We start from the raw sequence: 17,609 nt of genomic DNA on the forward strand, positions 1-17,609 counted from the left end.
GGGGGCGGCGGGAATCCCGCCGCCGGTTTCCTTACTTCGGGCTGTAACGCAGGCCGACGAAGGCGTTCATGCCGGGGGTGTTGTAGCCGAGCACGGTTTCGTACTTCTTGTCGAACAGGTTGTTCAGGCGGGCCTCGATCGCCAGTTCGCTGTTGATCGCGTAGCGCGCCGTCAGGTTGACCAGGCCGTAGCCGCCCATGCGCCCGGTTTCGGTGTTGGTGTTGTAGCGCTTGCCGACGCCGAGCACTTCGACGCCGGTTTCGAGCGGTCCCCAGTTGCGGTTGACGCCGAGCATCGCCTTGTTGCGCGCGCGCCGGCCCAGTTCGAAATCGTTGTCGGTGTTCTTCGCATCCAGCCAGTCGTAGCTGGCGCGCAGGTTCCAGACGCCGAAATGGCCGGCGTAGCTCAGCGTCGCGCCTTCGAGGCGGGCCTTGCTGACGTTCTCGTAAGTGCCGACCCAGGTGACCGGGTCGGAAACCCAGTCGATCAGGTTGCTGACCCGGTTGTGGTACCAGGTGGCGCTCAGCGCGTGTACGCCGTTGTCCCAGCTCAGCCCGATCTCGCGATTGCGCGATTTCTCCGGCTTGAGGTCGGGGTTGCCATTGCCCCAGGGCGAGGTCATGAACAACTGGTAGACCGACGGTGCCTTGAAGGCGGTGCCGTAACTGGCGTGGGCGCGCAGTTCGCGGCTCAGGCGGTAGCCGTAGGAGACACCCCAGGTGTTTTCGCCGCCGAATTCGGAATGGTCGTCGTGGCGCGCGTTGAGCTGCCAGCTATGGTCGCCGAGGTTGGCGGTCCAGCCGGCAAGGAAGGAGTCGTTGTCGACTTCCGGGCGGCTGGCGTAGCCGCTGGCCGGGCTGATTTCCTGTTCGTGGCGTTCGGCCGCCAGCAGCAGCTTGCCGAGCGGCAGCGTGATGTCGTTCTGCCAGCTCAATTGCCGGTTGCGCGTGTTCTGCCGGGTGACCACTTCGAGTGCCACCGGCCAGGCCCAGGCATCCCAGTAATACGACTTCTGCCGGTCCTCGGCTTCGCCGTACTGCAGACGGCTGGTCCAGGCATCGCTCAGACGGTTGCGGCTGAAGAGCTGCCATTGTTCGGTGGTGAAACGGGCGCGGTCGTCGTAATCGCCGGTGGCTGGCTGGTTGCCGCTGTCGTAGTGAACGACACCGTCGTTGCGCCGCCAGGTGCCGCCGATTTCGTGGCCGGCGGCGGGAATGAAGGAGAGCGCGGCGCTGCCGCCGGTGTTGCGGTAGGCGTCGTCGTCGGCATCGTGGTTGCTGGCGTGGCGCTGCGCCGAAAAACCGTCGCTGGCGCGGTGGTTGGCCTCGACGCGGAAGCGCCAGCGTTCGTCACCGCCGCTGACGCCGGCACTGGCTTCGCGGGTGTTGTCGCTGCCGTAGCCGACGAAGCCGTCGACGCGCAGGCCCGGCGCGCCGCGCCGGGTGATGATGTGGATCACGCCGCCGAGCGCGTCGGCGCCATAGAGCGTGGCCGCCGGGCCGCGCAGGATTTCGATGCGCTCGACGTCGGCCAGCGGGATGAAACGCAGCGGCGAGCCGGAGAGGTCGGCCGAGTTGATGGCGATGCCGTCGACCAGCACCTTGGTCTGGTTCGAGTTGCTGCCGCGGATGTAGAAGCTGGTCGTGGTGCCGGGGCCGCCGTTGCTTGCGGTCTGGATGCCGGGCTGCCGGGCGAGCAACTCGGTCACGGTGTCCTGGCCGTTGCGTTCGATTTCCGCGCGGTCGATCACCGTGACGTCGGCGAGCACTTCGGCGATGCGGCTTTCCTGGCGGGTGGCGGTGACGACGACGGTGTCGAGATCGGTGGCAGCCTGGACGCTGCCGGCGAATAGCGGCAACAGCAGCGCTGCGCCGGGCTTGAGACGGATGTGCATGATTTTCCCCTGCCGGCAGGCGTCCCCGCATGCCGGTGTGTGATGAAAAGAAAGTGCACGGGGGAGATGGGCTGAATCAGCCGGCGCCACCACCCCGTGGCACTTCCGCTTGCGTCACAGGCCGGTCTCCGGGCTCGCAAGTCTTGACGCGCCGCCTTCCCGGGATCAACCCAGTGGCTCGATGGCGCGCCCGCACTCGCTTACCGTTGCGGGGGCAGCAGCGGAATTGCCTCGTCGGAGGCGCACCGCTTTCCCGTTTCACCGTCGCGAGGAATTTCGCGAGCGGCACCTGAAACGGGCGTAATTATAGCGGAGCGGGAGGCGCGACGGCGCGTGGGCGATGCAACTGGTCGAAACGCACTGTGGCTGTGCGCGGCGCGCATGGCCGCGCGGCACTGAGCTATGATGCCCGTCAGGATCGATCATTCCGCGAGCCCATGCCAGCTTTTCCCGCCATCCTGCGTTCGTGCGCCGCCATTCTCGTCTTCCTCGCGGGAATGGCAGGCTTTGGCGCGCAGGCGGCGAATCCGCCGGAAGCGAGCATCCTGTTCATCAATTCCTACCATCGCGGCTATTCGTGGAGCGACGGCATCGAGGACGGGTTCCGCCAGCGCCTCGTCGCTTCCGGCAGGAAAATCGAACTCTCGGTCGAGTACCTCGACAGCCGCCGCTTCAGCTACGGCGCCCAGATCGAACCGCTGGCCCAGGCGATGGCGGTCAAGTACGCCGATTACCAGCCCGATGTGGTGGTGGTCGCCGACAATGCCGCCTTCGATTTCGCCATCCGCTATCGCGATCGTCTGTTTCCGCAGCGGCCGATCGTTTTCGGCGGGTATAACAATTTCCGCCCGGCGGTGATCGAGGGGATCGCCAACATCACCGGCGTCAATGAGGAAATTGCCATTGGCGACACCGTGAATATGGCGCTCCGCGTGCATCCGCGCACCCGCACCCTGGCTTTCATCGTTTCCACCGGTGATGCCAGCAGCAAGCGCATTGGTGAAGTGGCCGAGGAATCCGTCTTTCCCGAATTGCGCAAACGCTACGATGTGGTCGTCCTCAAGGATGCCTCGATCGAGGAAGTCCACCAGCGTCTGGCCAAGCTGCCGGCCGACAGCCTGCTTTTTCTGAGCGGTCAGGTGAGCGACAAGAGCGGCAGCCGCAGCCTGTCGCCGGCCGAGAACGGGCGGCGGATCACCGCCGGCAGCCCGTTTCCCGCCTACACCTTCTGGGATTTCCATCTCGGTAACGGTGCTCTGGGCGGCCACATCATCCCGCCCGACGAGCAGGGACGGACGATGGTCGGGATGGCCTTGCGTGTCCTCGACGGAACGCCGGCCGACAGCATTCCGGTGGTCATGACCACGCCGACCCGGGACATCTTCGATTACCCGGTGATGCAGCGCTTCGGCGTCAGCGAGGTCGATCTGCCGCCCGGCGCCGTGATCATCAACCGGCCGGTCTCGCTCTGGGAAAGCCATCGCTGGCAGATCGTCGGCGTGATCGGCTTGCTGGTCCTGGAGAGCCTGCTGGTCGGCCTGTTGCTGCACATCGCGCGCGGTCGCCGCCGGGCGATGGCGGCGCTGACCCAGGCCAAGGAAGCGGCGGAAGTCGCCAACGTCGCCAAGAATGCCTTCCTGGCCAACATGAGCCACGAGATGCGCACGCCGCTCAACCATATCATCGGCATGCTGACGCTGTTGCGCCGCGAACCCCTGTCGGCGAAACAGTCGGAACGTCTGGAGAAGATCGACGCGGCCTGTCAGAAGCTGACCGGTAGTATTGTCGCGGTGCTCGAACTGACCCGCCTGGAAGCCGACAAGCTCGAACTGGCGAGGCAGCCCTTTGATGGCGACGAACTGATGCGCGACGCGGTCGAGGAAATCCGGGGCGAGGCGGAGGCCAGGCAACTGGAACTGATCGTCGATGCGGCGCCGATGCCGTCCGGGCTGTTCGGCAATGTCGCCTACATCAAGCTGGCGCTGCACAACTACCTGGCCAACGCCTTGCGGTTCACGCCCTCGGGCAGCATCACCGTCCGCAGCAGCGTGCTGGCGCAGGAGGCGGAGACGGTGCTGGTGCGTTTCGCGGTCGAGGACACCGGGATCGGCATCGCCGAAGCCGACCAGCAGCGCCTGTTCAAGGTCTTCGAACAGGTCGACAACTCGTCGACGCGCCAGTACGGCGGGCTCGGCGCCGGTCTGGCGATCACCCGCAAGATCGCCCGGCTGATGGGCGGCGATGCCGGCTGTGAAAGCCGCCTCGGTCAGGGCAGTACCTTCTGGTTCACCGTGGTCCTCAGCAAGGCCGCTGCCGTGTGAAGGGCAAGGGCCGCGGCGGCGGCCCTTGCCTGGCTGCTTACTCGATGGCGAGCACCGATTTCGCCTGCTGGCGGAGAACGTATTTCTGGATCTTGCCGGTCGAGGTCTTCGGCAGGACGCCGAAGACGACCTGCTTCGGCACCTTGAAACGGGCCAGGTGGCCGCGGCAGTGCTCGATGATGTCGGCTTCGGCGCACGCGGCGCCGGCCTTCAGTTCGATGAAGGCGGCCGGCACTTCGCCCCATTTCTCGTCCGGCTTGGCGACGACGGCGGCGGCGATCACCGCCGGGTGGCGGTAGAGGACGTCCTCGACTTCGAGCGACGAGATGTTCTCGCCGCCGGAAATGATGATGTCCTTGGAGCGGTCCTTGATCTTGACGTAACCGTCGCTATGCACCACCGCCAGGTCGCCGGTGTGGAACCAGCCGCCGGCGAAGGCTTCCTCGGAGGCCTTCTCGTTCTTCAGGTAGCCCTTCATCACCAGGTTGCCGCGGAACATGATTTCGCCCATCGTCTCGCCATCCCAGGGCACTGGCTGCATCGACACCGGGTCGAGCACGGCGATCGCTTCCTGCATGTGGTAGCGCACGCCCTGGCGGCCGTTGCGGGCGGCCTGCAGGTCGATCGGCAGGCGCTCCCATTCCGGCTGCTTGGCGCAGACCGAGGCCGGGCCGTAGGTTTCGGTCAGGCCGTAGACGTGGGTGATGTTGAAGCCCATCTTCTGGGCACCCTCGATGATCGCCGCCGGGGGCGCAGCGCCGGCGATCAGGCCGTTGACCGTCTGCTCGATGCCTTCCTTGAGTACGGCCGGGGCGTTGATCAGCATGCCGTAGACGATCGGCGCGCCGCACATGTGGGTCACCTTGTGTTCCTTGATCAGGCCGAAGATCAGCGCCGGATCGACCTTGCGCAGGCAGACGTTGGTGCCGGCGTTGGCGGCCAGCGTCCACGGGAAGCACCAGCCGTTGCAGTGGAACATCGGCAGCGTCCACAGGTAGACCGAGTGCGGCGGCATGCCCCAGGAGATGATGTTGGAAGCGGCGTTCAGGTAGGCGCCGCGATGGTGATAGACGACGCCCTTCGGGTTGCCGGTGGTGCCCGAGGTGTAGTTGAGGGTGATCGGGTCCCATTCGTCGGCCGGCAGTTCCCAGGCGAATTCCGGGTCGCCGTTGCCGATGAAGGCTTCGTAGTCGATCTCGCCGAGCGCTTCGCCGCCGGTGAACTCGGGGTCGAGGCTGTCGATGACCAGCGGCTTCGGCCCTTCGAGCAGGGCCAGGGCGTCCTTGATGACGGCCGAGAATTCCGGGTCGGTGATTAGTACCTTGGCTTCGCCGTGGGTCAGCATGAAGGCGATGGCTTCGGCGTCGAGGCGTGTGTTCAGGGTGTTGAGCACGGCGCCGCTCATCGGCACGCCGAAATGGCATTCGAACATGGCGTTGCTGTTGGGCAGCATCGCCGCCACCGTGTCGCCCTTGCCGATGCCGCGCTGCTGCAGCGCCGAGGCGAGCTGGCGACAGCGCGCGTAGCTGTCTTTCCAGGTGTAGCGTTGCTCGCCCTGGATCACCGAAATCCGCTTCGGGTAGATGAAGGCCGAGCGTTCGAGAAAGGTGAGGGGGGAAAGCGGGACGTAGTTGGCCGGATTCTTGTCGAGGCCATGGGCGTACGGGTGGGTCACGTGCTGTCTCCTGCGTGCGTTGATGGGTTGGCAAAAATTAATAATTAGTAAAATGCGATTTATAGCGGAACATACTCGATTGTTGCAATGCAAAAATTCGTTTAATAAACAACGAATTGTTGCTGTTAATCATTGTGAAGCAAATTACGATAAATTAATTCATGCAATGTCATGGGGATTGGTTACTACGGCTAGTGAAAATTTTCGGGTTGGCTACTAAATATGGTGCCTTCGCCTTGACGCGGCGATGACGCAAAGCTAGACTTCGCCGCGTTGATGGTTCCCGCAAGGGATCAAAAGGGAATCCGGTGAAAGGTCTGTGACCTTGAATCCGGGGCTGCCCCCGCAACTGTCATCGGCGAGCTTTTCACTCATCTTTGCCACTGGTTTCGTACCGGGAAGGCGGTGGAAAGCGTCGAGCCGAGAGCCAGGAGACCTGCCGCAACGTCCTTCCAACCAACGATGGGGCGGGGTGTCCCTGGCGAAAGGTATGAGCGTGTCGCAGCCGGTTTTCGTTCGTGAGTCGCAGGTCGCAACGGGTTTTGCCCGCGGCGGCGTTCGTCTTGCCCGGCGCACGCTGTCCCGGTTCTCCGCCCCCCATGCCGGAGAATCGTCGTGTCCGCCAACGCCCTAGCCCGTCTTTCCGATTTTTCCGCCCACAGCACGGCGGCCCTCCAGGTCATCCGCCGCAACGGCGCCGTTGTCGGCTTCAACGCCGAGAAGATCTCGGTGGCCATGACCAAGGCCTTCCTCGCCGTCGAGGGCAGCCAGAGCGCCGTCTCTTCGCGGGTGCGCGAAGTCGTCGCCCAGCTCACCGAGGCCGTCGTTCGCTCGCTGACCCGCCGCCTGCCGGACGGTGGCAGGGTGCATATCGAGGACATCCAGGACCAGGTCGAACTGGCGTTGATGCGCTCCGGCGAACACGACGTTGCCCGTGCCTACGTGCTCTACCGCGAACGGCGTTCCGCCGAGCGCGCCGCGCTGGCCGAAGTCCAGGGCGTGCCGGAACTGCATGTGACGGTCGATGGCGAGCGTCGGCCGCTCGATGTCGCCGGCTTGCTGAGAACCTGCGAAACGGCGTGTGCCGGTCTGGGCGAGGGCGTTTCGGCGCGCACCATCCTCGACCACGCGCTGAAGAACCTCTACGACGGCGTTGCGCTGGCCGACGTCAAGCAGGCGCTGGTGCTCGCCGCGCGTACGCTGATCGAGCGCGAACCCGGCTACGACTACGCCACCGCTCGCCTGCTGCTGGCCAGCCTGAACGACGAGGCGGCCGGACCGGAAGCGGCGCAGGATGAGGACGTCGAAGCGGCTTATTTCCCGGTCTTCGTCGAACGCGGCGTGATTGCCGAACTGCTCGACCCGCGCCTCAAGGATTACGACCACGACCGCCTGGCCGCCGCGCTCAAGCCCGAGCGCAACCAGTTGTTCGGCTATCTCGGCCTGCAGACGCTGTACGACCGCTATTTCCTGCACATCGACGGTCGCCGTATCGAAACGCCGCAGATTTTCTTCATGCGTGTGGCGATGGGCCTGGCCTTGAACGAAATCGACCGCGAAGCGCGCGCCATCGAATTCTATGACCTGATTTCCAGCTTCGACTTCATGAGCTCGACGCCGACCCTGTTCAACAGCGGCACCCTGCATTCGCAGCTTTCTTCCTGCTACCTGACCACGGTGGCCGACGACCTCGAAGGTATCTACCAGAGCATCAAGGAAAACGCGTTGTTGCAGAAATACGCCGGCGGCCTGGGCAACGACTGGACGCCGGTACGCGCGCTGGGCAGCCGGATCAAGGGCACCAACGGCCAGAGCCAGGGCGTGATTCCCTTCCTCAAGGTAGTCAATGACACAGCGGTGGCGGTGAACCAGGGCGGCAAGCGCAAGGGCGCCGTCTGTGCCTACCTGGAAACCTGGCACCTCGACATCGAGGAATTCCTCGAACTGCGCAAGAACACCGGCGACGAGCGCCGCCGTACGCACGACATGAACACCGCCAACTGGATTCCCGACCTGTTCATGCAGCGCGTGATCGCCGGCGCCGAGTGGACATTGTTCTCGCCGGTCGATACGCCCGACCTGCACGAGAAATCCGGCCGCGCCTTCGTCGAGGCGTATGAAGCCTACGAAGCCAGGGCCGCCGCCGGCCAGTTGAAGCTGCACAAGAAGATTCCCGCCGTACAACTGTGGCGCAAGATGCTGACCATGCTGTTCGAGACCGGGCACCCGTGGATCACCTTCAAGGACGCCTGCAACCTGCGCTCGCCGCAGCAGCACGTCGGCGTCGTCCATTCGAGCAACCTGTGCACCGAAATCACGCTGAACACCTCGGATGCCGAAACGGCGGTGTGCAACCTCGGCTCGGTCAATCTGCTGGCGCACCTGAAGGACGGCCAGCTCGACCAGGAAAAGCTCGCGCGCACCGTGCAGACGGCCATGCGCATGCTCGACAACGTCGTCGACATCAACTTCTACGCGACGCCCAAGGCGCGCAACGCCAACCTGCGCCACCGGCCGGTCGGCATGGGCATCATGGGTTTTGCCGACTGCCTGTACCAACTCGGCATCGCCTACGCCTCGCCGCAAGCCGTCGAATTCGCCGACCGCAGCATGGAAGCCGTCTGTTACCAGGCCTACTGGGCCTCGACCGAACTGGCGCAGGAGCGCGGCCGCTACTCCAGCTTCACCGGCAGCCTGTGGGACCGCGGCATCCTGCCGCACGAGAGCATCGCGCTGCTCGAAGCCGGGCGCGGCGAAGCGGTCGAACTGAATCGTGACAGCTGCCTCGACTGGGACGCGCTCAAGCAACGCATCGCCCGCCACGGCATGCGCAACTCCAACTGCGTGGCGATTGCGCCGACCGCGACCATCTCCAACATCGTCGGCGTCTCGGCCAGCATCGAGCCGGCCTACCAGAACCTCTACGTCAAATCCAACCTGTCCGGCGAATTCACCGTGGTCAACGAAGCCCTGGTCCGCGATCTCAAGGCGCTCGACCTGTGGGACGAAGTGATGGTCGCCGACCTCAAGTACTTTGACGGCTCGCTCGCCCGCATCGACCGCGTCCCCGACGAGCTGAAAGCCCGCTACGCCACCGCCTTCGAGATCGACCCGGTATGGCTGATCGAAGCCGCCGCCCGCCGCCAGAAATGGATCGACCAGGCGCAATCGCTCAACCTCTACCTGGCGCTGCCCTCCGGCAAAAAACTCGACGAAATCTACAAACTGGCCTGGAAGCGCGGCCTGAAAACCACCTACTACCTGCGCACGCTGGGCGCCAGCCAGGCGGAAAAGGCGGGCGGGCGCGATGATGCGCCGGCGAGCGAAGAAGCGCCGAAGTTCTGTTCGATCGACAATCCGGAGTGCGAGGCTTGCCAATGAAGCCAGCCAAGCTTATTCGACGGATTGCGGCGCAGGCTAACCCGGCATGCCGGGTTAAGCGAGCGAAGGCGAGCGGCCGTAGCCACAACCCGGAGTGCGAGGCCTGCCAATGAAATCCTCCATCAAAACCGGCCTTCTGCTCGGCCTCGCGCTGCTCGCCAATCTCGCCCAGGCGGCCGATTGCCCGCGCATCATCAGCCAGTCGCCCTATATCAGCCGGGCGCTGGACTGGCTGGGGCGGGGCGATTGCATCGTCGGCGTCAGCCGTTACGACCGGCTGCCGCTCGCCCATACCGGCGGCGTCAAGGACCCGGACGCGGCGGCGATGGCCGATCTTGAGCCCGATGTCGTCATCTATTCCGAATGGACCGGCGAGGCAACCGTTCAGTCGGCGACGCCGCCCGGTGCGCGGGCCGTGCGGGTCGGCGGTTTTCGTGGCATGGCGGGGGTCGAGGCGATGTTGCGCGAGGTCGGGCAGGCGGCCGGGGTGGCAGATATCGAAGCTCGCGTCGCGCAGTTCTCCAGCGACTGGCGGCAGGCCGCGGCGCGCGTCGATGGCCGCCAGCGCCGGGTGCTGATCCTGTCCGCCTGCGGCGAGGCGCCGTATTCCTTCGGTCGCGGCAGCACACTGTTCGAGGTGTTTTCCGCCGCCGGTTTCGACGTCGTCGCCGATCACGAGCAGATCCGCAACTTCAATCCGCAGACGCCGCAAGGCGATGTCGCGGCGTGGATCAGCGAGCGCCGGCCCGATCTGCTCTTTGCCCTGCAGAACGCCAAAGCCGGCAGTTGCAATCCGGCCATCGCCAAACCCGGCATCCCCATCCTGCCGCTCACCGGCGAGCATTTCACCCATCCCGGCCCGGAACTGCTCAAGGGGCTGGAAGAGTTGCGCCGGACGATGGCCGACTTCGGTGCCTGACGCCATGCGCGCGATGAAGCCGGGACGGGTTTCCAGGGTTAAGCTTGCCGCCTTTTCGTGTCACGAGAGACTGCAATGAAACCCTTGCTCGCCCTGTTGCTGCGTTCGGCCCTGCTCCTGCTGCTGGCGCGATCCGCCATCGCGCCGGCCGCCGACCTCGATCTGCCGGCCGAACTCGGCGCCAGTGCCGAAGTCCGGCGCGGCGAGCGCGATGGCTTGTGGGAGAAGACGCTGCTCGTCCGCTTTGCCGGCGAGCGGCGGGTGCTGTCGACCAGCGATGGCATGCTCAGCGCCCGCGCGGCGATCAACCACGCCGCCCATCCCTTCCTCTGGCACCGCCTGGGCAGCGACAGCAAGGGCTACGCGCTGGGCGTGCGCGATGCGCTGGCGGCGCAACTGGAACTGCCGCCGGCCGCCGTCGCCCAGATGTCCACGGCCGCCGACATGGACCACATCGCCGTCGTCACGCGCAGCTACGGGCCGCTGACGGTGAGCGTGCTGGCCACCGCCGGCGCGCGCAGCAACGCCATCCGCACCGGCGTCGATGGCGGCGCCTACATCGAAGGCCTGGACGACGAGAAGAAGCCAGCCGGCACCATCAACATCCTGGTGCTGAGCAATATCGAACTCAGCGACGCGGCGCTCGCCCGCGCCCTGATCACCGTCACCGAAGGCAAGACGGCGGCGCTCGAAGACCTCAAGGTGGCGAGCAGCTACACGAAGGACGTGCAGGCCACCGGCACCGGCACCGACAGCATCATCGTCGTCTCCGGCAGCGCCGCGCCGCGCGCCACTTACACCGGCGGCCACAGCCGCATCGGCGAGCTGATCGGCAAGGCCACCTACGCGGCGGTGGTCGAGGCGCTGGGCAAGCAGAACGGCTACTACCTGCCCGGCGCGCGCCGCTTTGGCGACGCCCCGGCCGGCCCGGCCAAGCGTGCCGGCGACCTGCGCATCGCGCTGCTCCATCTCGACCCGGTGCCCGGCGACATCGCCGGCAACCGCGCCCGCATCGAAGCCGGCATCCGCGAGGCGGTGCGCCACGGCGCCGACTGGGTGGTGACGCCGGAACTGGCCGAAACCGGCTACAACTTCAACAAACGCATCGGCAGCGACTGGGTGCATCCCTTCCCGAGCAACTGGCTGCACGGCCTCAGCGCCGTCGCCCGCGACAATAACGTCGCGCTCTTCGTCGGCCTCGCCGAGCGCGACCCGGCGACGCAGAAGCTGCACAACAGCGTCGCTGTCATCGAGCGCAGCGGCAAGCTGCTCGGTAGCTACCGCAAGCAGCGCCCGGTCGGCGGCGCCGAAGCCTGGTCGGTGGCCGGCGGAGAAGGGCAACCCTTCGTCGTCGACGGCCTGCGCGTCGGCACCCTGATCTGCGCCGACGCCTGGCGCCCGGAACCGGCTGCCCAGCTCGCCGCGCGCGGCGCGCAAATCCTGCTCTCGCCGGCCAACTGGCCGCCGGTCGAAGGCATGGGGCCGGGCGACGTCTGGGAAAAACGCTCGCGCCAGACCGGCCTGCCGCTGGTCGTCGTCAATCGCGGCGGCAAAGAGCCGGAACTCGATTTCTCGCGCGGCGAAAGCGCCGTCTCCGTCGACGGTCGCCGCGTCTACACCTTCACCGCCGCCGAGGGCGGCATTTTCTACGTGGACTGGGATCGCCACCGGCGCTTCCGGTCCGTCCGCACCGACTGACCACGAGGTTCATGCCATGAATGCTGCCTACCGCTTCGACGACTGGGAAACCCCCGCTGCCGCACCGCAAAATCCTGCGGTCGACGCCAAAATTGCGCCAAAAATCGAGGTCGACCGCAGCATTTTGCCCGCCGCCGCGCTGGCGCCAATCAACGCCGCCGACAAGCGCATCGTGGGCGGCAAGGCCGACATCAACCAACTGGCGCCGTTCAAGTACCCGTGGGCCTGGGAGTTCTTCCTCAAGGCCAACCGCAACCACTGGACGCCGCTCGAAATCAGCATGGCGCAGGACGTGCACGACTACCACCACAAGCTCAGCCCGGCCGAGCGCCACGTCTTCGAGAACGTGCTGGCGTATCTGACCACCTCCGACATCCTGGCCATGCGCAACATCGGCCTGGCGGTCATGGAGAAAATGAGCGCGCCCGAACTGCAGATCTACCAGGCACGCCAGGTCTATGAAGAAGCGCTGCACACCTGGACCTACCAGCACTGCATCGAAAGCATCGGCCTCGACCAGCAGGAAATCTACAACCGCTACCGCGTCGTGCCGCAGATCCACGGCAAGATCGCGCTCGCCAACCGGCGGCTGGAAAAGGTACTGCGCTCGGATTTCGACCTCTCCGACCGCGCCAACCTGCACGAATTCGCGCTCTCCTATTTCTTCTTCGCGGTGATCTTCGAAGGCTGCTGGTTCTACAACGGCTTCACGCCCATCTTCGCGCTGCAACGGCGCGGCCTGATGAAGGGCGCCGCCGAGCAACTGCAATACATCATGCGCGACGAAGTCCTGCACTGCGCCTTTGGCATCCGCGTCGTGCGCGAACTGTTGAAGGAAGAGAGCCTGGAACTCGACCCGCAGGCGCTGCGCGAGCTATGGGACGAAGCCGAAGCCGCCGAACGCGCCTACGCCGGCTACATCCTGCGCGACCCCATCCTCGGCTACAACGCCGACCTGCACGTGCAGCAATTCCGCTTCGTCGCCAACCGGCGGGCGCGGCAGGTGGGCGTCGAAGAACCGTTCCCCGGCGCCGAAAACGTGCTGCCCTGGCTGGATGAACAGGCTAATTTGAGGAAGGAGAAGAACTTCTTTGAGACGCGGGTGACGGAGTACCAGACGGGTGGGGCGCTGGCTTGGGATTGAGTGGGGGCGACTGCAGACTGTTTGATTCCCTTGTTTTGCGATAGCTAAGGGAACCTACTTCAAACGGTTTGTCGGTCACGCAATAATCGCAACCCGACTATGTCACTAGTCTTTGCTGAGCCCTTAGCGGCACTAAGGGCGATAAACTATGCAACGTCACAATATTGCGTCGCTCGTTTTAAATAACTACCCCTCTACTCAGCGCCAAATCTGCTGAGTGGGACAAACGAATGATCGAGGTTGGTACTGATGCTAACTCACCTGCATATTAGGAATTTCAAGGCTTGGAAAGACACGGGGCCAGTTCGATTGGCTCCGCTCACTGTGCTCTTCGGGGCTAACAGCGCGGGTAAAAGCAGTCTGGGCCACCTCTTGCTGGCCTTGCAGCAAACTGCGCGCTCGACAGACCGGAAGCGCGCGCTGCATCTTGGTGATGATTCTTCATTGATTGATCTCGGTACATTTGCCGATTGCCTTCATGGTCACGATTTAAAACAGTCTCTTTCCTTCGAGCTGGGCTGGACATTGCCCAAGGTTCTAGACGTGCGAGATCCTTTGCAAGCTAATGCCCGCTACCAAGGCGAGCGTATGCAACTTGATGTGTCCTTGGTTGCCAACAAGGCAAAGCAACCAGAGGTCAAAGCGCTGCGCTACGGACTGTCGTCAGCGGAAAAAGAGGTGCTCGATGTCGTGCTTGAACGCGACGAAAAACAAAAGCTCAACCTGACGTCCACCCTCTATGACTTCAAAATGGCTGATGGTCGCAAATGGCCGCTGGAAGAGCCTGAAAAATTCTACCGGCTGTCCGATACCAGCATGGCCCGCTACAAGAACGCTGGTTTTTTGGCTGATTTTGCGCTTGCAACTGAGGGAATGCTGGAGCGTATCTCCTACTTAGGGCCGCTACGCAGCCATCCCCGACGCACTTATCAATGGTCGGGGGATACACCAGCCAGTGTCGGGCAAATGGGTGAATACGCCGTGGCAGCCATTTTGGCAGCGCAGGGTGAGGGGCGCCGGCTGAATCGTCAGGTTGGGCACCACACTAAAGGCTTTGCCGAGTTTATTGCTGCATGGTTGAAAGATTTAGGTGTCATCCACGATTTTTCTGTTCGTCCGGTAGCCGAGGGGCGCAAGGAGTATGAGGTACTTTTGAAAACTCACGCCAAGGCGCCAGAGGTAAAGATTACCGACGTAGGTTTTGGTATTTCCCAGGTCTTGCCCGCACTGGTACAAGCTTTTTACTGTCCGCCCCATTCCACCGTGTGGATGGAGCAGCCTGAGATCCACCTGCATCCGCAGGTTCAGGCAGTACTCGCTGACGTCTTCATTTCAGCCACGCAAGCTCGTGAGGGTGGCAAGCCGCGTGACGTACAGCTTATTGTGGAAAGTCACTCCGAGCACTTTCTGAACCGGCTACAGCGCCGTGTGGCCGAGGGGGTGGTCAAACCCGAAGATGTGGCAGTGTACTTCTGCCGCCGCGCCGGCTCTGCTACCGAATTGGAGCCACTAAAGTTGAATATGTTTGGCGAGATCGAGAACTGGCCTGAGCACTTCTTTGGCGATGAGATGGCCGATATCGCGGGGCGCACTATAGCGGCCATGCAACGCAAGAAGGAGATCAAAGAGCAAGGTGGTGCGCAGTGAAAGCTGTGATTGATACCAACGTGCTTCTGGTCGCCAACGGACAGCATGCCGATGTCACGGAGGATTGCGTGATTACGTGCGTGACGCGGCTACAAGCGCTTCAAAGGTCAGGGGTTGTCGTCATCGATGATGACCACCGCATCATTGGTGAGTACCGCCACAAAACCAGCCTGAAGTCCCCAATAGGTGTGGGCGACAAGTTTCTGAAGTGGATGCTGCAGCACACTGGGACATCCAGGGTGGAGCAGGTCTCGCTGAGCGAGACTGCAGATAACCACTTTGCCGAGTTTCCCGATCCGGAGCTGGAACTGCTGTTCGACCCCCCGGACCGGAAATTCGCTGCCGTGGCCCATGCTCACCCGGAGAAGCCAGTAATCTGGCAGGCGGCGGACAGCAAATGGTTGGACTGGTGGCCCGCTTTGCGAGCTAAAGGTGTTGAGGTCGATTTCTTGTGTCCAGATTATGTCCGCGTCGTCTACGCTAAGAAATTTCCGGAGAAACCTGCTCCCCAGATGCCGGCCTAAGTGCCATGAATTCAAGCTTTTTCCGTTTTCCTCACACGCCTCATTTGGTCTGGCTGGGTCAGAACACTCCACGCGACGACAAGGTGTTGTCGTCTGCAGAGGTGCAGGCTTTGCTGGCAGGTAATGTGGTGGTGGAGGAGAAGCTTGATGGTGCCAATCTGGGGTTTTCACTGGCATCGGATTGCAGCCTGCGCGCACAGAATCGTGGGCAATATTTGCTTGAACCTCACGCCGGGCAATTTGCTCGTTTGCCGGCGTGGCTGGCTCAGCATGGCGCTGCGCTTAGCAGAGTTCTGATTCCTGACCTCATCGTATTTGGTGAGTGGTGTGCCGCACGACACTCACTGGACTACGCTGCATTGCCAGATTGGTTTTTGTTGTTTGATGTTTATGATCGCTCTGCAGGCCGCTTTTGGAGTAGCGCACGCCGGAATGCGTTAGCTGCATCGGCTGGCTTGACCTGCGTGCCCGAGGTCGCGCGCGGGCGGCACTCCGTTGCCTCGCTGAAAGGGCTGGTGACCACACTATCCAGTCTATATCGCCAAGGGCCACTAGAGGGTCTGGTCATTCGTCAGGAGTCTGCGCAATGGTGTGAGTGCAGAGCCAAGCTTGTTCGGGCGGAATTCACGCAGACCATTGAAACACATTGGCGAAAACGTGCAATTGAGTGGAATCGGGTTGATTTTTCAAACATTTCCTAACGATGAACCCACTACCGCTGGTACATCTTTCACCGCTCCCCAATCAGCGCCGCCCTCAGCAATTCAATGAACGCCGTCGTCCGGCTCGGGATCAGGCGGCGGCCGGGGGTGACGCACCAGAGGGTGACCGAGGGCAGGGACCAGTCCGGGAGAATGCGCTGGAGCAGGCCGCGTTCTACCCAGGGGGCGGCGAAGCGGTCGTCGAGGGCGACGATGCCGAGGCCGTGCGCGGCCATTTCGCGTTGCAGGCCGGGGGAGTTGGCGGCGAGCGGGCCGCTGGGGATGCCTTCCCAGTGCTCGTTGCCGCGCGCGAGGCGCCAGGGCACGGCTTCGCCGTTGCCGCCGATGAGTTGCAGGGCGACGTGGTCGAGCAGTTCCGGCGGGCTGGCCGGTTCGCCGTAGCGTTGCAGGTAGGCCGGGCTGGCGTAGAGGCCGTTGACCATGTCGCAGAGCTTGCGGGCGACCAGCGTGGTGTCGTCGGGCAGGCGGGCGGCGGCACGGATGGCGAGGTCGAAGCGCTCGGCAAGCAGGTCGACGCGGCGCGGCGAAAGGTCGAGTTCCAGGCGGACTTCCGGGTAGCGCGTGGCGTAGTCGAGCAGTATCGGCGTCAGGTCGAGTTCGCGGAAGTCGGGCGGCATGGAAACGCGCAGCACGCCGCGCGGCGTTCCCTGGCGGAACTGGGCGATGGCGGCGGCGGCTTCGGTTTCTTCCTGTAGACGGTGGGCGTGTTCAAGGATGCGCTCGCCGAATTCGGTGATGGCGAGGCGGCGCGTACTGCGCGTCAGCAGGCGTTCGCCGAGGCGGCTTTCGAGCGCGCCGATGCGCCGCGACAGCGTCGATTTGGGCAGGCCGACGCGCTCGGCGGCGCGGGCGAAACTGCCGCTGTCTACCACGTGGGCGAAGAGGATGAGGTCGTTGGCGTCGAGTTCCATGGTGGCTTATTGTTCCATTGGTGGAACGATGATACCCATTTCAACGGCTTCCGGTGCTGGATTTGCGTCAATAGAATGGGCTCCATGGTGAAGGCAGGTTTGAAGCCGCCACCCCCCACCTCACTGGAGAAACCAACATGAATATCCTGCAAATCAACGCCAGCGCCCGTTCCACCGGTGCCAATTCCACCCGTCTTGCCGACAGCATCACCGCCCGCCTGCTCGCTCGCAACCCGGGCGCCACAGTGGAACTGCGCGACCTTGCCGCGCAGCCGCACCCGGTGCTCGACGAGCCGGCCCTCGGCGCCTTGTTTACCCCGGCCGAGCAGCGCACGGCGGAACAGGCCGCCCGCGTCGCGCTCGACGATGCGCTGATCGCCCAGGTGCAGGCGGTCGATGTGATCGTGCTCGGCGTGCCGATGTACAACTTCGGCGTGCCCGTGCAACTGAAAACCTGGATCGACGCCATCGCCCGCGCCGGCGTCACCTTCCGCTACACCGCCAACGGGCCGGAAGGGTTGCTCAAGGGCAAGAAGGTCTATGTCGCGCTGGCCCGTGGCGGCCTCTACCGCGATACCCCGGCCGATTCGCAGGTGCCTTACCTGAAGAGCGTGCTCGCTTTCCTCGGCATGACCGACGTCGAGTTCATCTACGCCGAAGGCCTGGCGCTGGGCGCTGATTCGGCCAGCAAGGCGTTTGCCGAAGCCGAGGCACGGATCGACGTAGTTGTGGTCTGATTGTTTATCAGGCCCAAGCTTGTCACCTCAACCCCA

General features: G+C 63.8%; 12 protein-coding genes and 2 riboswitches. Of the genes, 9 read left to right on the plus strand and 3 right to left on the minus strand.

What is annotated here, in order from left to right; translation table 11 throughout:
• Positions 1-31 precede the first annotated feature (31 nt).
• Positions 32-1,894 carry a TonB-dependent receptor domain-containing protein gene (locus ACE3OV_RS13745; RefSeq protein ID WP_374327861.1) on the minus strand — a complete coding sequence of 621 codons (1,863 nt, stop codon included), beginning with the start codon at positions 1,892-1,894 and terminating at the stop codon, positions 32-34.
• 101 nt (positions 1,895-1,995) lie between these two features.
• Positions 1,996-2,202: riboswitch (cobalamin riboswitch) on the minus strand.
• A gap of 129 nt (positions 2,203-2,331) precedes the next feature.
• Here ACE3OV_RS13745 and ACE3OV_RS13750 point away from each other — a divergent pair.
• Entirely contained in the window at positions 2,332-4,215 is a 1,884-nt protein-coding gene (locus ACE3OV_RS13750; protein ID WP_374327863.1) for an ATP-binding protein, read from the plus strand.
• Between the two features lie 37 nt (positions 4,216-4,252).
• Here ACE3OV_RS13750 and ACE3OV_RS13755 read toward each other — a convergent pair whose 3' ends face one another.
• Positions 4,253-5,890, minus strand: a complete 1,638-nt coding sequence (locus ACE3OV_RS13755) for an acyl-CoA synthetase (RefSeq protein ID WP_374327865.1) — start codon at positions 5,888-5,890, stop codon at positions 4,253-4,255.
• A gap of 260 nt (positions 5,891-6,150) precedes the next feature.
• Positions 6,151-6,349, plus strand: a riboswitch (cobalamin riboswitch).
• Positions 6,350-6,505: 156 nt separating this feature from the next.
• Between ACE3OV_RS13755 and ACE3OV_RS13760 the strand changes: the two genes are divergently transcribed.
• From ACE3OV_RS13760 to ACE3OV_RS13790, 7 genes are all read left to right on the plus strand, one after another.
• Entirely contained in the window at positions 6,506-9,271 is a 2,766-nt protein-coding gene (locus tag ACE3OV_RS13760; RefSeq protein WP_374327866.1) for a ribonucleoside-diphosphate reductase subunit alpha, read from the plus strand.
• 109 nt (positions 9,272-9,380) lie between these two features.
• On the plus strand, positions 9,381-10,190 hold the full coding sequence (locus tag ACE3OV_RS13765; protein WP_374327867.1) for an ABC transporter substrate-binding protein: 810 nt from the start codon (positions 9,381-9,383) through the stop codon (positions 10,188-10,190).
• A 75-nt stretch (positions 10,191-10,265) separates the two neighbouring features.
• Positions 10,266-11,888, plus strand: coding sequence for an adenosylcobinamide amidohydrolase (locus ACE3OV_RS13770; protein WP_374327869.1), 1,623 nt, complete (start codon positions 10,266-10,268; stop codon positions 11,886-11,888).
• 16 nt (positions 11,889-11,904) lie between these two features.
• A complete protein-coding gene (locus ACE3OV_RS13775) occupies positions 11,905-13,032 on the plus strand; it encodes a ribonucleotide-diphosphate reductase subunit beta (protein WP_374327871.1) in 1,128 nt (375 codons plus the stop codon).
• A 249-nt stretch (positions 13,033-13,281) separates the two neighbouring features.
• Positions 13,282-14,679, plus strand: coding sequence for a DUF3696 domain-containing protein (locus tag ACE3OV_RS13780; RefSeq protein WP_374327872.1), 1,398 nt, complete (start codon positions 13,282-13,284; stop codon positions 14,677-14,679).
• Positions 14,676-15,203 carry a hypothetical protein gene (locus tag ACE3OV_RS13785; protein WP_374327873.1) on the plus strand — a complete coding sequence of 176 codons (528 nt, stop codon included), beginning with the start codon at positions 14,676-14,678 and terminating at the stop codon, positions 15,201-15,203. The genes ACE3OV_RS13780 and ACE3OV_RS13785 overlap by 4 nt, the downstream gene beginning before the upstream one ends.
• Positions 15,204-15,208: 5 nt before the next feature.
• Positions 15,209-15,904 (plus strand): RNA ligase family protein, encoded by a 696-nt coding sequence (locus tag ACE3OV_RS13790; RefSeq protein WP_374327875.1) that lies wholly within the window; start codon positions 15,209-15,211, stop codon positions 15,902-15,904.
• A 29-nt stretch (positions 15,905-15,933) separates the two neighbouring features.
• Here ACE3OV_RS13790 and ACE3OV_RS13795 read toward each other — a convergent pair whose 3' ends face one another.
• Positions 15,934-16,836, minus strand: coding sequence for a LysR family transcriptional regulator (locus ACE3OV_RS13795; RefSeq protein WP_374327876.1), 903 nt, complete (start codon positions 16,834-16,836; stop codon positions 15,934-15,936).
• Between the two features lie 137 nt (positions 16,837-16,973).
• Between ACE3OV_RS13795 and ACE3OV_RS13800 the strand changes: the two genes are divergently transcribed.
• On the plus strand, positions 16,974-17,573 hold the full coding sequence (locus ACE3OV_RS13800; protein ID WP_374327878.1) for an FMN-dependent NADH-azoreductase: 600 nt from the start codon (positions 16,974-16,976) through the stop codon (positions 17,571-17,573).
• Positions 17,574-17,609: the final 36 nt, after the last annotated feature.

Source organism: Azonexus sp. (assembly GCF_041909095.1).
GTDB lineage: Bacteria > Pseudomonadota > Gammaproteobacteria > Burkholderiales > Rhodocyclaceae > Azonexus.

Bases quoted from the DNA above. Each gene is read 5' to 3' on its own strand.
- ACE3OV_RS13800 (WP_374327878.1), top strand. From the start codon at position 16,974: ATGAATATCCTGCAAATCAACGCCAGCGCCCGTTCCACCGGTGCCAAT.
- ACE3OV_RS13770 (WP_374327869.1), top strand. From the start codon at position 10,266: ATGAAACCCTTGCTCGCCCTGTTGCTGCGTTCGGCCCTGCTCCTGCTG.
- ACE3OV_RS13780 (WP_374327872.1), top strand. From the start codon at position 13,282: ATGCTAACTCACCTGCATATTAGGAATTTCAAGGCTTGGAAAGACACG.
- ACE3OV_RS13745 (WP_374327861.1), bottom strand. From the start codon at position 1,894: ATGCACATCCGTCTCAAGCCCGGCGCAGCGCTGCTGTTGCCGCTATTC.
- ACE3OV_RS13795 (WP_374327876.1), bottom strand. From the start codon at position 16,836: ATGGAACTCGACGCCAACGACCTCATCCTCTTCGCCCACGTGGTAGAC.
- ACE3OV_RS13790 (WP_374327875.1), top strand. From the start codon at position 15,209: ATGAATTCAAGCTTTTTCCGTTTTCCTCACACGCCTCATTTGGTCTGG.
- ACE3OV_RS13750 (WP_374327863.1), top strand. From the start codon at position 2,332: ATGCCAGCTTTTCCCGCCATCCTGCGTTCGTGCGCCGCCATTCTCGTC.
- ACE3OV_RS13765 (WP_374327867.1), top strand. From the start codon at position 9,381: ATGAAATCCTCCATCAAAACCGGCCTTCTGCTCGGCCTCGCGCTGCTC.
- ACE3OV_RS13775 (WP_374327871.1), top strand. From the start codon at position 11,905: ATGAATGCTGCCTACCGCTTCGACGACTGGGAAACCCCCGCTGCCGCA.